This is a genomic window from Hyalangium sp. (assembly GCF_045802625.1).
In the GTDB taxonomy this organism is placed as follows: domain Bacteria; phylum Myxococcota; class Myxococcia; order Myxococcales; family Myxococcaceae; genus Hyalangium.
This window is the reverse complement of sequence record NZ_JBJMQP010000244.1, coordinates 43,190-57,187: the sequence shown is the minus strand read 5'-3', so window position 1 is coordinate 57,187 and position 13,998 is coordinate 43,190. Positions and strand designations below refer to the sequence as shown.

At 66.6% G+C, this 13,998-nt stretch carries 9 protein-coding genes; 4 read left to right on the top strand and 5 right to left on the bottom strand.

The features are described from left to right. Positions 1-287: 287 nt before the first annotated feature. Complete coding sequence (locus ACJ8AT_RS38170) at positions 288-1,643, bottom strand: ABC-three component system protein (RefSeq protein ID WP_407742913.1); 1,356 nt, start codon at positions 1,641-1,643, stop codon at positions 288-290. 132 nt (positions 1,644-1,775) lie between these two features. Here ACJ8AT_RS38170 and ACJ8AT_RS38165 point away from each other — a divergent pair, with 132 nt between their 5' ends. Continuing rightward, positions 1,776-1,985, top strand: a complete 210-nt coding sequence (locus tag ACJ8AT_RS38165) for a hypothetical protein (RefSeq protein WP_407742912.1) — start codon at positions 1,776-1,778, stop codon at positions 1,983-1,985. Positions 1,986-2,406: 421 nt separating this feature from the next. On the opposite strand, the gene ACJ8AT_RS38160 is transcribed toward ACJ8AT_RS38165, so the two are convergent. Further along, positions 2,407-3,129 carry an RNA methyltransferase gene (locus tag ACJ8AT_RS38160; RefSeq protein WP_407742911.1) on the bottom strand — a complete coding sequence of 241 codons (723 nt, stop codon included), beginning with the start codon at positions 3,127-3,129 and terminating at the stop codon, positions 2,407-2,409. A 243-nt stretch (positions 3,130-3,372) separates the two neighbouring features. On the opposite strand from ACJ8AT_RS38160, the gene ACJ8AT_RS38155 reads away from it, so the two are divergent. Next, complete coding sequence (locus ACJ8AT_RS38155; protein WP_407742910.1) at positions 3,373-9,096, top strand: alpha-2-macroglobulin family protein; 5,724 nt, start codon at positions 3,373-3,375, stop codon at positions 9,094-9,096. 7 nt (positions 9,097-9,103) lie between these two features. Then, a complete protein-coding gene (gene pbpC, locus ACJ8AT_RS38150) occupies positions 9,104-11,476 on the top strand; it encodes a penicillin-binding protein 1C (RefSeq protein ID WP_407742909.1) in 2,373 nt (790 codons plus the stop codon). Between the two features lie 23 nt (positions 11,477-11,499). On the opposite strand, the gene ACJ8AT_RS38145 is transcribed toward pbpC, so the two are convergent. From ACJ8AT_RS38145 to ACJ8AT_RS38135, 3 genes are all read right to left on the bottom strand, one after another. Beyond that, on the bottom strand, positions 11,500-11,991 hold the full coding sequence (locus ACJ8AT_RS38145; RefSeq protein WP_407742908.1) for a hypothetical protein: 492 nt from the start codon (positions 11,989-11,991) through the stop codon (positions 11,500-11,502). A gap of 111 nt (positions 11,992-12,102) precedes the next feature. Next, positions 12,103-12,459 (bottom strand): hypothetical protein, encoded by a 357-nt coding sequence (locus ACJ8AT_RS38140; protein ID WP_407742907.1) that lies wholly within the window; start codon positions 12,457-12,459, stop codon positions 12,103-12,105. Between the two features lie 334 nt (positions 12,460-12,793). Beyond that, positions 12,794-13,396, bottom strand: coding sequence for a DUF2378 family protein (locus ACJ8AT_RS38135; protein ID WP_407742906.1), 603 nt, complete (start codon positions 13,394-13,396; stop codon positions 12,794-12,796). Positions 13,397-13,575: 179 nt separating this feature from the next. On the opposite strand from ACJ8AT_RS38135, the gene ACJ8AT_RS38130 reads away from it, so the two are divergent. After that, complete coding sequence (locus ACJ8AT_RS38130) at positions 13,576-13,992, top strand: MAPEG family protein (RefSeq protein WP_407742905.1); 417 nt, start codon at positions 13,576-13,578, stop codon at positions 13,990-13,992. The last annotated feature ends 6 nt before the right edge of the window (positions 13,993-13,998 follow it).

Here is a 13,998-nt window from a genome sequence, read left to right as displayed (position 1 = left end):
TCCCCTTGGGCACTCCACAGCACGATAGTAGCGCGCAGGGCCTCGCCCCGGCGGCCATCGCGCACTGCTCGTTGGAGCTCACGCCTCTCGGATGGAGTCAGTTCGATGCGGTCGAAGTTGCAGCGTTGTCGCTGCTCTTGCTACCCACCTCAGAGGGAGGCAGTCATGCTACCCCCTGAACGGAATTACCTTCCCTGGCTTAGAAGCCTCGTGCCCCTCAAGGAATGAGCAGATTATCAGGCTACACAATGCAGGATTAGTCATTGCGTATACGTCCGAGGATCTCTTCATGGGTCGACTCCCTCTGCGCTGGGAGTCTTGCTAGAGGGGGAAGCCTCGGAGTTGCTGCCCTTTGCTATTTCAGCATCGGTGGGTGTTTGCGTGCTGCTTGATCCTGATTCGGGAGACTCGTAGTCAGCAATAGCATTCGCTTGGGCAGGTGCTTCGGCCAAGCCCTTGAGTCTGGAGAAATATTCTGGATGCCACCCTACACGGAGATCATTGGCTAGTTGCTGATAGCCCCCTTGCACATAGAACGGCAGTCGCCAGTCTGCTCGTATGGGAGGAATTTCGTTCGGTGCGCTCAGGTGAGACCAGTCAAGTAGTTTTAATCCTTCTTGGCATGCCTGATCTTCGGATGCGCCCAAACAGTCCTCACACATTGGATCATGCCTGTCCCGCCAGTGTTCTTCTAGACGGTCGTCATACTCATTGCATAATGTGGCAAGACTTACATCGTCGCGCATCCAGCGATTTCTTTGCTCCCTCGCCCTCCATCTTGCTACAAGTGCTCGATGAACACGGGACTCTCCTCCTCGGACTAACAAGATCTGTTGTTCCCAGGGGCCTCCTCGCTCTTCTTCCGTGTTAACAGGTTTCAGCTTGCTAAAATCGTCCGGAAGAGTCTTCTCTAAATGCTCAGCAGCCAGTTCCTGAAGCCTGGAAACCAACTCGGATTTCGGAATTTCCCTCGTGCGCTTGCCAAGCAAAGCTAGGGTGACCTGCCGGTCCCACCATTCAATCAAGCGCTCAACAACCTTTGATCTTATCTCTCTAGGAATGAATGTTCGTAGCTTATCGCCTACTTTAGTGGGTATATCGGCGATAGAGCCATTCTGAGCATGTATGCTGATGCGGTCGACCAGTGCTTGGCGCTCTGTGGCGGAGAGGCTCAAAAATGCTTCGCATCCAGGTGCGCGCTCAGCATAGGGAAGTTTAGCATTCTTGCTGACAGCCTCTTTACGGCTGTCTTGCACACGCTGTGCCTCGGCCACAAGGGCTTCGACTAGTTTCGTCCGGTCGCTTCCGGGGGTTGCTAATGTTTTAAGCGGATCGCTAGCCGATACTTCAGCGCTTGTTACGAAATGAAGAGAAACTAGCGAATCGTTGGCGCGGGGGGCCCAGATTCGAAGCGTCTTCCAGAATCCGTCATTTTTTGTGGTCAGCGCAGGCGGATTGTTGAGGCTGTGCTTCAATTGGAAAAGCGAGGCGCTTCCGGGAGACGAGAGGGAGACATCATCTCCAGATTCGATGCACACTGATGCTCCATCTTGTGCATCAAGGAGTATCAACAAGGCATACAGCCCTTGGTATGCGTATCCTAGGTAGGAGTCACTTGCTTCATGTGAACTTTGCTCGACCACTCCAGCTCCTTCCTGGTGGTGATGTGGCAGCCCGGTTCGTATATTCTGAGCATAGAAGCAGAAGGGAATCTACTGAACAGGTCAGGAAATGTACGTGACCGAGCACGCGCGCGACGACCGCGTCGGAGCCTCATGCTCGCCGCCGCACGGGGAGCCGTGGCGCACGGGTGCGGCGCGATCCGTTGGACGGTCGCCGAGTGGAACGCGGACGGGCGACGCTTCTACGAGCGGCTCGGCGCGAACGCCAATCCCGTCTGGGTGGACTACAGCCTCAGCGGTGACGCCCTGACGACCCTTGCGTCGCCTGCACCTTCCGAGTCCGAGGCCAGGTCGATCTCGTGAACGCGGCGGTCCTTGCCTTGAGCCTCGCGAACGTCCTGCAGGGCGCGACGTTCCTGCCCCGCTCCATCTGCCCCTCCCAAACTCCACCTCGCAGGGCACACGCTCCCGTCCACCTCCCACGGGCCTCTTGTAAGCCCTGGGAGACGGGGGAACTCAGGCCGCTCGCGCCGGTAAGCGGATTGACCCTGTTGGGCCGCATGTGCCCCCAGTGTGACCCTCCAGCGGGGAATCGAACGGGACGAGACGGGACGAGACGGGATGGAGCGGGGGAACGATCCGAAGTGAGATCAAGGCGTTAGCCGGTAACAGCGCGACCTGCTTAGGGTTTTGCTTCCGCCTTGATGCGGGTTCGATTCCCGCCGCCTCCACTCCGTTCTTCCGGAAGGGATTCGCTTTCTGGGTGACTGGGGTTGGACCGGCCTTATTGCCCATCCTTCTGGTGCTTCAGGACGGAGTGAAGCGCAGCGAGCCACAGCCGCGCCTCGTTGCGCGTCAATCGCGAACGGCGAAGAGGGGCGAACAAGTCTCTCAGGCCCGTACGCCCTGGGTGCTCATCGACCAGGAATCTCATGGCCTTCAACGTTGCCCCGAGTGTCTCCTCCACCCGGGCCAGTTCCTCATCCGAGGCCGCCACCGGGAGCGGAGCCGGTGGGGGAGGAGCCGCCGCCAGCGAGGCCATTCGCACCTCGTAGGCATAGAGCAGCACCGCCTGCGCCAGGTTGATGGACGGCTGCGAGGGATCCGTCGGCACCGCGGACAGATCGTGGCAGCGCTCCACCTCCGCGTTCGTCAGCCCGCTGCGCTCGTCGCCGAAGACGACCGCCACCGGCCCCTGCGCCGCCCGAGCCACCAGCTCCTCCCCGACAGCCCGAGGAGACAGCCGCCGCTTGCCCTCCACCTTGCGTGAGCTCGTGCCCACCACCCACACGCAGTCGGCCACGGCCTCTTCCAGCGTGTCCGCCCGCCGAGCACCCTCCAGCACATCCTCCGCGTGGACCGCCAGCCGCCGCGCCGGCCCCAGGTCCTCCGCCTCCGGGCGGACCCAGCTCCACTCGGTCAGGCCACAGTTCTTCAAGGCCCGCGCGGCGGCGCCGAGGTTCTCCGCGTTGCGCGGGCGCATCAGGACGAAGCGGATGGGAAGCATGGCCCTCCATATACCGGCTTCTCTCCGGCCCCGTTGACCGCCGTGCGTGTGACGCCTAGCGTCGCTGGCTGATCACTGCCTGGCGGTGTGCACGGAGCCCGCGGCCTCCGAGACACCGTGTGGGCCGACAGACGCGCGGGGGGCGCCGTCGGGCCGTGGGCAGGTGACCACACTTCCCCTCGCTCGCGGGGCTGGCTTCCCGGCACGCAGCGTGAAGAGTCGATGCCGCCTTTCGGAGGAAACATGGGTCCGCAGTCAGTCGTGACGCCGAGTCCGCTTCGCTCCACCCGCTCGTGGTGGCTGGTAGCGGTGCTGCTGGTGGGCACCACGCTCGCCGCCTGCAAGGAGGACAAGGGCGGGCCGCCTCCGTCGACGCCCATCCCGGGCGCTCCCACGTCCAGCTCAGGCCAGAGCCAGAGCTCGCAGGCCAGCACCGAGCTCCCCACGCCGGAGTCCCTCGCCCCCGTCATCAAGGAGCTGGGCCCCGAGGGCGTCGTCCCCGACAAGGTCGTCTTCGAGTTCTCCCGCACCGTTCAGTACCCGGACTCCGAGGGGAAGAAGGGCACCGTCATCCGGTTCTCGCCCGACCTGGGCGGCAACCTGGAGTTCTTCCGCAACAACTCCGCGCTCTCCTTCACCCCGGGCAACGGGTTCGAGCTCGGCACGACGTACACCGTCCACCTCGAGTCCGTGGACACGACGGCCGGCGTGGTGAAGGCCCCGTCTCCGGAGGCGTGGAGCTACAGCTTCACCACCCCGAAGCTCTCCTTCCTCAAGATGGCCCCGGCGCAGGTGGACGTCACCAAGGGCCAGCTCACCGCGGAGCTCGTCTTCTCCGGGCCGGTGGATCCGAGCACCGCGCGCAAGTACGTGAGCTTCCAGGTCGAGGGCAAGCCCGTCTCGGAGGTGAAGCTGAGCAGCCACGCCACCCAGCACCACGTCATCCTCGCGCAGCTCACCAGCACGCAGCTCCGGCCGGGGGCCACCGTGCGCCTCGCGCTCAAGGCGGGGCTCACCTCTCCCAAGGGGGGGGGCACGGCGCCCGCGTCCGAGGCCTCGTTCGAGCTGCACGGCGGCAAGCGCATGGACATCACCCACGTGTCCGTCGCCGAGGGCAACACCGGCTTCTACCTGGAGATCAGCTGCCGCGACGTGGAGATGAACGCTCCGCCCAGCCCGCTCAGCGAGGACGAGTATGATCCCTACTACTACGAGCACGATCACCTGGGCTGCGTGCTGGATGACAGCGTGGCCGTGGACGCCATCCACTTCACCCCGCCGGTGAAGTTCACCCTCTCGCCCTCGCGCCGCGGCTTCCGCATCTTCGGTGACTACAAGCGCGGCACGTACACGCTGAAGATCGACGGAGGCACCCTCTCGGCGGGCGGCGGCCGGCTGCTGTCCACCTTCCAGAACCGCTACTCGATCAGCGCGCGCAAGCCGCAGGTGGCCTTCACCGCTCCGGGCCGCTACCTGCCTCGCAGCGCCTGGCGCAACCTACCCCTCAACCACCTCAACGTGGACTCGGTGGACCTCACCATCCGCCACGTGCCCCCGGAGAACCTCGTCTTCTGGATGAGCGACGACTCGAGGGAAGCGGCCGACGAGCGCACCTCCAACGTCCTCCTGAGCCGGAAGATCCCCCTCAAGGGCGCCGATGACACCCTCACCACCACGTACCTGGACGTGGGCAGCATGGTGCCCTCCAGCACTCGCGGCGTGGTGGAGGTGCTGGTCAAGCACGACGAGGCCCAGGCCGCCGCGCGCATCCTGCTCACGGACTTGAGCCTCGTGGCCAAGCGCGGAGGCACCGGCCCCGACGGGCAGGAGGAGGTCCTGGTGTGGGCGCTCGGCATGGAGTCCACCGAGCCGCTGTCCGGCGTCGAGGTGTCCGTGGTGAAGAAGAGCGGCCAGACGGTGGCTCGCTGCACCACCAATGGCGCGGAGGGCTGCAAGCTCCAGGTGCCCGCGCAGACGGTGGACAAGGCCCCGCCCTTCGCCCTCATCGCGCGCAAGGGCGATGAGCTGACCTATCTGAAGTACAGCGAGCTGAAGACCGAGATCGCCAACTCGGACGTGCAGGGCGAGCCGTACCGCGCCGAGGCTCCGTACCGTGCGTCCATCTACTCGGATCGCGGAGTGTACCGGCCGGGAGACACCGCCCACGTGGCCGCGGTGCTGAGGGATCAAGAGGACAAGGCGCCTCCCGCGGGCATGCCGGTGGAGCTGCGCGTGGTGGATCCGCGCGAGCGCGAGTTCAAGAAGGTGGCGCTCAAGACGAATGAGGCGGGCCTGGTGGCGCTGGATCTGCCCTTCGAGGCCTTCCAGGACACGGGCAGCTACCACGTGGCGCTGCGCGTGGCGGACCGGGAGGTGGCCAGCTATGGCCTCCAGGTGGAGGAGTTCGTCCCCGAGCGCATGAAGGTGACAGCCGCGGTGGACAAGCCCGGCTACTTGCAGGGCTCGGTGGTGCCGGTGAAGGTGGAGGCCGCGTACCTGTTCGGCGGCTCGGCCGAGGGCAGCCCGGTGGAGCTGACGTGCCGGCTGGAGCCCTCCGAGTTCAAGCCCAAGGAGAACGCGAACTTCACCTATGGCGTGTACCGGCAGAAGGCCAGCGAGGCCAAGGCCGTGACGCTCGGCCAGGTGAAGGGCGAGGTGAATGACAAGGGCCAGGTGCTCGTGGAGTGCCCGGCGAAGGAGACCGCGGGCGGCTTCAAGGGCCCGGCGAAGCTGGTGGCGCAGGCCAGCGTCTTCGAGGCGGGCAGTGGCCGCGCGACGCTCGGCGAGGCCGTGGTGCCCATGCACCCGGAGAGCTACTACGTGGGCCTCCAGTCCGGCGTGCAGAAGGTGACCGCCGGCAAGCCCTTCACCGTCTCCGGCGTGGTGGTGGACTGGGACGGCAAGCTGCTCACCGACGCCAAGGCGCTCAAGCCGCTGGAGGTGGAGTACCTCCGGCTCGACGAGGAGTACGGCTACTACTACGACGAGGGCGAGGGCTATGAGCGCTACCAGCGCTACCTGCGCCCCGTGCGCGAGGGCCGCGCCACCGCCAAGGTGGAGGGCGGGAAGTTCCAGCTCCAGGTGACGCCCTCCGAGGACGCCGCGGGCTTCATCGTCCGCGTGCGCTCGGGCAACGCGCAGACGGATCTGCAGCTCGAGGGCAACGGCCGCTATTACTGGTACGGAGATGGCGAGGCGCGCGTGGACCAGACGCCGCGCCCGCTCAAGCCGGCCTCCCTCGCGCTGGAGCTGCCCAAGCAGGGCAAGCTGAACGAGCCCATCGCCGTGAAGTTCAAGGTGCCCTACCGCGGCCGGGTGCTGCTCACCGCGGAGACGGACCGCGTGGTGGCCTCCGAGTGGAAGGCGGTGGAGCCGGGCGAGGTGTCGTGGACCTTCACGCCCAAGAGCTTCGCGCCCAACGTCTACGTGAGCGCCTTCCTGGTGAAGGATCCGCACCTGGAGTCCGCCCAGGCCTTCATGCCGGACCGGGCCTTCGGCGTGGGCAACGTCACCCTGGAGCCCACCGACTTCACGCAGACGGTGAAGGTGGAGGTGCCCAAGGAGGTCCGCTCCAACAGCACCCTCACGGTGAACCTGGAGCTGGGCACCCAGGAGCCCAACACCTTCGCCACGGTGGCCGTGGTGGACGAGGGCATCCTCTCGCTCACGCGCTTCAAGAGCCCGGATCCGCTCAAGGAGCTGTTCGCCAAGCGCGCCCTGGGCGTGGAGACCTACGAGACGATCGGCTGGACGCTGCTGGTGCCCCCGGGAGGCAACTCGCGCTCCACCGGTGGTGACGAGGGCAGCGCGGGCGGCCGGGTGCAGCCGGTGAAGCCGGTGGCTCTGTGGAGCGGCGTGGTGCCCGTGCCCGCCAACGGCAAGGTGAGCATCCCCTTCAACCTCCCGAGCTACCGCGGCGCCGTGCGCGTGATGGCCGTCACCACCGGCCCCAAGCGCGTGGGCCACGCGGACGCCCAGGTGCTGGTGCGCGATCCGCTGGTGCTCCAGACGACGCTGCCGCGCTTCCTCACGCAGAACGACGAGATCCAGATCCCCGTGTTCCTCACCAACCTCTCCGGCGGCCCCCAGGAGGTGAAGGTGTCCCTCACCGCGGAGAACCTGCCGGTGCCGGGCATGGCGATGCCGCCGGCCTCCCTGAGCTCGCCGCTGCAGATGCTGGGCAAGAGCGAGGGCCGCGTGAGGCTGGCGGATGGCAAGTCGGCCACGCTCGTCTTCCAGGGCAAGGCCATCGCGGCGGTGGGCGCGGCGCGCCTCAAGGTGACGGCCGAGGGCGGGAGCTTCACGGCCTTCGAGCAGCTCGACGTGCCGCTGCTGCCCGCTGGCCCGCGCGAGCGCGTGGTGCAGCGGATTCCGCTGGAGGCCGGCCGGGTGGAGCTGGCGCAGTACCTCCAGGGCTGGGTGCCCACCACCGAGCACTCCACGTTCTGGGTCACCGCCAATCCGTATGCCGAGTCCCTCCAGCACTTGAGCTACCTGGTGCACTACCCCTACGGCTGCATCGAGCAGACGACGTCCTCCACGCGCCCGCTGCTCTTCGTCTCGCAGCTCATCGACAACGTGGACCCCACGCTCACGGGCACCAAGAAGGTGGAGGACATGGTGATGGCGGGCATCAACCGCGTGTTCTCCATGCAGACGCCCGCGGGCGGCTTCTCCTACTGGCCGGGAGGCACCGAGCCCGTGGCCTGGGGCACCGCCTACGCCACGCACATGCTCCTGGATGCGCAGAAGCTCAAGTACCCCGTGCCGCAGGACCGGCTGGACAACGCGCTGTCCTGGCTGGGAGACGAGCTCAACCGCAAGGAGGGCAAGCTCGGCCACGATGACCACGAGGGCCAGTCCGCCGAGGCCTACATGCACTACGTGCTGGCCATGGCCGGCAAGGGCCGCAAGGCGCGCGTCCAGAAGCTCATCGACGAGCTGGGCAAGAGGAAGACGCTCACCGGCGAGGATCGCGAGCAGGATCACCTGCTCAAGGCCGCGCTCTACATGGCCGGCGACCGCCGCTACGAGAAGGACCTCAAGAACCCGGACCTCTCGCCCGTCACGGACGAGCGGCACAACTCGTGGTCCTTCTACTCGGATCGCCGCCGCCGCGGCCTGATGCTGAGCACCTTCCAGGATCTGTTCGGCAATGATCCCGCGGGCGAGCCCCTGGCCGAGGAGGTGGCCCAGGGCCTCACCGTGCACGCGAGCCCCTGGTACACCACGCAGGAGCTGGTCTGGGGAGTTACCGGCCTGGGCAAGCGCGTCTCCGGCGCGGCCTCCAGCTTCACGCCGCCCACGCTGATGGCGGACGGCAAGGAGGTGGCGCAGCAGGTGAAGGCGGACCCCAAGACGGTGCGCGCCTCGGATCGCACCTGGACGCTGGCCCGCGCCAGCGAGCGCAAGGGGCTCGCGCTCGATCTCAAGGACAAGAGCGAGGGCAAGCTCTACCTGATCATCAACAGTGACGGCGTGCGCTCGAACGGCGAGGCCAAGACGGGCGGACAGGGGCTGGCCCTGCGCCGCACGTACAAGAAGCTGGACGGCACCGTCATCAACCCGGGCGACTCGGTGAAGCTGGCGGACCTGCTCTACGTCGAGGTGGAGCTCAAGAACACCACCGGCGAGCGCATCCAGAACATCGCCCTGGTGGATCGGCTGCCCGCGGGCTGGGAGATCGAGAACGCCCGGCTCGGGCGCGGCGGCAACGTGGAGTGGGTGAACGCCGAGGAGCAGTGGGCCGCGGACTACGTGAACATCCGGGACGACCGGATGGAGATCTTCGGCAGCCTGCAGGCCGGTGAGTCCAAGAAGGTGGTCTACGCGGTGCGCGCGGTGACGTCGGGCAAGTTCACGCTGCCGCCGGTGGAGGCCGAGGCCATGTACGATCCGCGCCTCTGGGCGCGCGACGCGGGCCAGCAGGTGGAGGTGTCCGGTCCCTGGAAGGACTTCCTGCTGTAGCCCGCCCATGCGTCTGCCGCGCATCACGAAGAGACGGCTCGCCGTCGCGCTGCTGCTGCTCCTCGCCCTGGCCGGGGTGGGGGGCGCGGCGGCGTGGCTCGTGCCGTTGCCGGAGCGGCTGGCGGCGCCGCACTCGGTGGTGATCGAGTACCGGGATGGCACTCCGGCCCATGTCTTCCTCGCTCCGGACGAGCGGTGGCGCATCCCCACGCGGCCGGGGGACATCGATCCGGCCTACCTCCGGGCGCTGCTCGCGCTGGAGGACAAGCGCTTCGCGTGGCACCCGGGCGTGGATCCGCTGGCGGTGGTGCGCGCGGTGGCCTCCAACGTGACGAAGGGGCGCCGCGTGTCCGGGGCCTCCACGCTCACCATGCAGCTGGTGCGCGTGCTGGAGCCCCGGCCGCGCACCCTCGTGTCGAAGGTCATCGAGTCCTTCCGGGCGATGCAGCTCGAGCTGCGCCTGTCCAAGGACGACATCCTGGCCGGCTACCTCCAGTTCGTCCCGTACGGGCGCAACGTGGAGGGAGTGGAGGCCGCGTCACTGGCGTACTTCGGGCACCGCGCCACGCACCTGAGCCCAGCGGAGATCGCCACGCTGCTCGCCGTGCCGCAGAACCCCAACCGGCGCTTCCCCACGCCGGAGAACGTGGAGCGGCTGAAGGCGGCGCGGGACGAGGTGGCGCGGCGGCTGCTGGTGGAGACGGCGCTCCCGCTGGGGCCTTCGGAGGCCAAGGCCGCGCCCTCGGCGGTGCTCGCGGAGGTGCGCAGTACGCCCGTGCCGAGCGACCTGACGCCATTCCCTCGGGAGGCGCCGCATGCGGCCATGTGGCTCCGGGCCCAGCGGCCCGAGCTGGGGCGGCTGCGCACCACGCTGGACGCGGGCACCCAGCGGCTGGCCGAGCGGCTGATGCGCGACGCGGCGCCGGATCTGGCCACGAAGGGCATCCACAACGGCGTGGCGGTGGTGGTGGACCACGAGCGCTCGGAGGTGCTCGCGCTGGTGGGCAGCTTCGACTTCTTCGACACCCAGCATGGTGGGCAGATCATCGGCTTCGACACGCCGCGCTCGCCCGGCTCGGCGCTCAAGCCGGTGCTCTATGCGATGGGGATCGATCGAGGCGTGGTGCTGCCCGAGCACCTCGTGGCGGACATCCCCGAGTCCTACGGCGGCTACGCGCCGCGCAACTTCGACGGGCGCTTCATGGGGCTGGTGCGGATGGAGTACGCGCTGTCCCAGTCGCTCAACCTGCCGTTCGTGAACCTGTTGAAGGAACTCGGCGTGGAGCGCTTCCTGGGCACGCTGCGCCTGGCCGGTGTCGAGAGCCTGCGGCCGGATCCCGGCTACTACGGCCTGTCCGCGGCCGTGGGCGGCCTGGAGGTGACTCCGCTGGAGCTGGCTGGGGTGTACGTGGCGCTCGCGGAGGAGGGCCGCTCGCGCCCGCTCAAGGTGCTGGAGGAGGGCAGGCCCGCCGCGGAGCCTCGGGAGCTGTTCTCTCCGGGCGCGGCGTGGCTCACCCGGCACTCGTTGTCCCTGAGGGATCGGCCAGACTTCCCCACGCGCCGCCAGCTCACCGGCCTGCCCGCGCAGGTGCACTGGAAGACGGGCACCAGCTTCGGCCACCGCGATGCGTGGGCGGCGGGCTCGGGGCCTCGGCACACGGCGGTGGTGTGGCTGGGCAACTTCGACAACTCGCCCAGCGTGCACCTGGTGGGCGCGGACGCGGCCGGGCCGCTGCTGTTCGATCTGCTGGAGGCCGTGGGCCCCCGCGGGCGCGCCGCCGTGAAGGAGGACACGGTGCCTCCGCCGGATCTCACGCTCGTGGAGGTGTGCGCCTACTCGGGCCACCTGCCCACGGACGCGTGCAAGGAGCGCAGACAGGTGTACGCGCGGCGCTCCTCGGTGCCCACGCAGCCGTGCCCGTACCACCAGAAGGTGGAGGTGGATGCGAAGTCGGGGCTCGCGGTGAGCCCGGTGTGCCGGGCGGGCCGGCAGACGGAGTCGCGGGTGTACCTCACGTGGCCCGCCAGCATCCGCCGCTGGCTGACGGAGCAGCACCGCAGCCTGCCCGAGCCGCCCGCCTACGCGCCCGGCTGCGAGCCCGGAGGCGCCGAGCACGCGCCGGAGATCCTCTCGCCGGCCGAGGGCCAGGTGGCGCTGCTGATCCCCGGCATGTCGCCGGAGCAGCAGGAGGTGCCCTTGGAAGCGGAGACGGCGCACGACCGGGAGTTGTCCTGGTTCGTGAACGGAAAGTTCCTGGGCAAGGCGAAGGCGGACGAGCGGCTGTGGTGGACGCCCTCGGTGGGCACCCACGAGATCCTCGTCACGGATGACAGAGGGCTGAGCTCGCGGCGGCTGCTCGTGGTGCGCGAGCACCCCTGAGTTTCATCGCGAAAGCCAGTTCATCATGGTGGCGTGCCTGGGACGCCGCTATCGGGAGCCTGCGGAGGAGCAGGCTCGGGCATCGGCGGAGGCATCGGATCCGCCCCCGCGTCCGGTGCTGTCAGGACCTTCTGGCTAGCAGCCTCGGGCTGCGCTGGACTCACAGGACCCTCGGGCTCCGCGCCGATCAGGCGTCGCAGGATTCGGCCGTCAGAGCTGATGGCATATTGCGCGCCTGAGTCCACCGATACGTATTTCAAACCACAATACTGAATGTCCTCGGAGATATCCACGAAGAGGATGTCCCCCTGGCGAATGACCCGGTATTGATACGCCTCTTGCCTATCCCAGCATTGCTTTTCCTTCTTGTCAGGGGGTAGAAAATCATTGGCGGCGATCATGATGGCCCGAAGGGTCACACCATCGACCTCGTAGGGTACGCTCTCGCCTCCAACCTTGACTGCGGGGCGCGCGAAGAACTGCGGGAAGGCAATGGAGGTGTCGTTCTCAATCACGGATGAGCGTGTGCCTTGGAGCACGCAGCCAGAGAGAATGACAGTAATTCCAAAGAATAGCTTTCCTGTCCTCATGGGGCACCTTGAATTCAGATTGTGGCGAGCACCAAGCTATTCGCCCCGCTCGAACTGAAACTCGGTTTCGTTAATCCAGGTGACGCTGCCAGCTTTCTTGCTGTGCCACACGCCGTGCTCGTCGGGGGTCCACTTCATTACCTTGGGACTGCCCCAGTCATACTCGTAGAAGCCATCACAGGAGTTGGGGGAGGGCTCGTAGGTGTTCGAGATGAACGCGATGACAGCAACGGGAATTTTTCCTTCCTTTGTTTCGACGGACTTGCCATGGATTAGCGCGCTCTTGATGACCGCGCGAATGTCTCTGTCAGAGATATTGGTGGGTACGGCAGAGTGATTGTGGAGGAAGTAGCGGTACTGGAGGCTGCGCTGTGGATAACGCGGATCATTCACGAACGCGGGAGCCTTACACCTTCGCTCGCCTTGGTTGTCCGGAGGAATGGGTTCTGTGCTCTCCACGAGAAGACTCATTTCATAATCGGACCGTCAACACTGTCTGGAAAATTCGTGGGGTCGAAGCGCACAACGCCTGGAGGAGGCTTCGGCGACACGCATGCCAGTGGGATGATTGCAAGAAATGCAAAGCTTCCAAGAAGACAATGCCACAGGGGACTTTTGAGTCTGCCACCGAGCTGGCTCTGCGGAGGGACTTGCATGGAGCATTCTGATTCGTGCCAAGCCTCTGGTGTCAACGGCGGCGCGGGTGGTGCGCGAGCACCCCTGAGCCTCAGGCCTTCTCCCTCAGGAGGAAGGTGGCCTTGCGAACCGCGGGATCGGCCGCCGTGAGCGAGAACTTGGGAGAGTCCGGTCCGCGGATGAGCTCCGCTGACGCATCCAGGAAGCCGCGCATGAAGCTCGAGTCAATGCCGGGGTGGCCGCCCAGCGCGGGGATGAACTCGGGGAGGATCTCCAGGGTGATCTCCAGGTCTCCCGTGGGCAGCTCGTTGGCGTGGGAGGCCAGGAAGTTGCCGCCGGTGCGCAAGGAGCGCGCCATCTGCCCCAGCGCGCGCTGCCAGCCCAGCTTGCGCAGCCCCGAGAAGAGCGCCTTGCCCATCGTCGTGTGGCTGTAGCCGTCCGCCACCTTGCGGCCGGTGGCGTAGATGGCCTCGGTGCGCGGCAGCTCCGGGAAGAGCAGCTGCGCGCACGTCCACACCGCGTCGTACCAGACGGTGAGGGGGTAGGCGACGAGCAGCGGGCGGCTGAGATCAATCCCCGCCGCCTCGATCTTGCGCATCGTGTCCGGGCCGAGCTTGCCCCGCATCGCGTGCATGATCAGCGCCTCAAACATCTGACTGAAGATGACCGGCTCGTTCTGGGAGGACACTGACATGGGTTCCTGCGATCGTCCGCCCCCGGGATCCAGACTGTCAAGGCGTGATCAGAGCGTCTGGCCTGGGGACGGTGGGCCGAGGACACCCTCCCCGGGGAAGAGTGCTGGCCAAAACGGTGCCTGAAGGACAGGACGCATCTATGGTCGGGGCTCACTCCCTGTGACGAGGTGAAACCGCGATGGCCAACCCGATTCTTGGCACGACGTTGATGGCAGTCCCCGTGACGGCGCTCTATGCGGCGCTCAACTCCCTGGTGATCCTGGGGCTGGGGGTCAACGTCAGCCGCCTGCGAGGCAAGTACAACGTCTTCCTCGGCGACGGAGGCCATAAAGAGCTGGCGGGCGCCATCCGCGCTCACGGCAACAGCGTGGAGCACGTGCCGCTGCTCCTGCTCCTGCTCCTGGCCGCTGAGCTGTGCGGTGGCTCCTCGATCGTGCTCCACATCTTCGGAGGCGCGATCATCCTGTCGCGGCTGTTCCATGCGGTGGGGATCATGCGTGGCGTGCAGGCCATCCAGATTCCGGGAGCGGTGCTGACCTATCTGCTCGAGGTCGCGCTGCCCCTCTACCTGCTGATCCTGCGGCCCTGGGGCTGAGCCCTC

Coding starts and splice junctions, on each gene's coding strand:
- ACJ8AT_RS38165 (WP_407742912.1), top strand. CDS start 1,776: ATGCTCGCCGCCGCACGGGGAGCCGTGGCGCACGGGTGCGGCGCGATC.
- ACJ8AT_RS38160 (WP_407742911.1), bottom strand. CDS start 3,129: ATGCTTCCCATCCGCTTCGTCCTGATGCGCCCGCGCAACGCGGAGAAC.
- ACJ8AT_RS38155 (WP_407742910.1), top strand. CDS start 3,373: ATGGGTCCGCAGTCAGTCGTGACGCCGAGTCCGCTTCGCTCCACCCGC.
- pbpC (WP_407742909.1), top strand. CDS start 9,104: ATGCGTCTGCCGCGCATCACGAAGAGACGGCTCGCCGTCGCGCTGCTG.
- ACJ8AT_RS38135 (WP_407742906.1), bottom strand. CDS start 13,396: ATGTCAGTGTCCTCCCAGAACGAGCCGGTCATCTTCAGTCAGATGTTT.
- ACJ8AT_RS38130 (WP_407742905.1), top strand. CDS start 13,576: ATGGCCAACCCGATTCTTGGCACGACGTTGATGGCAGTCCCCGTGACG.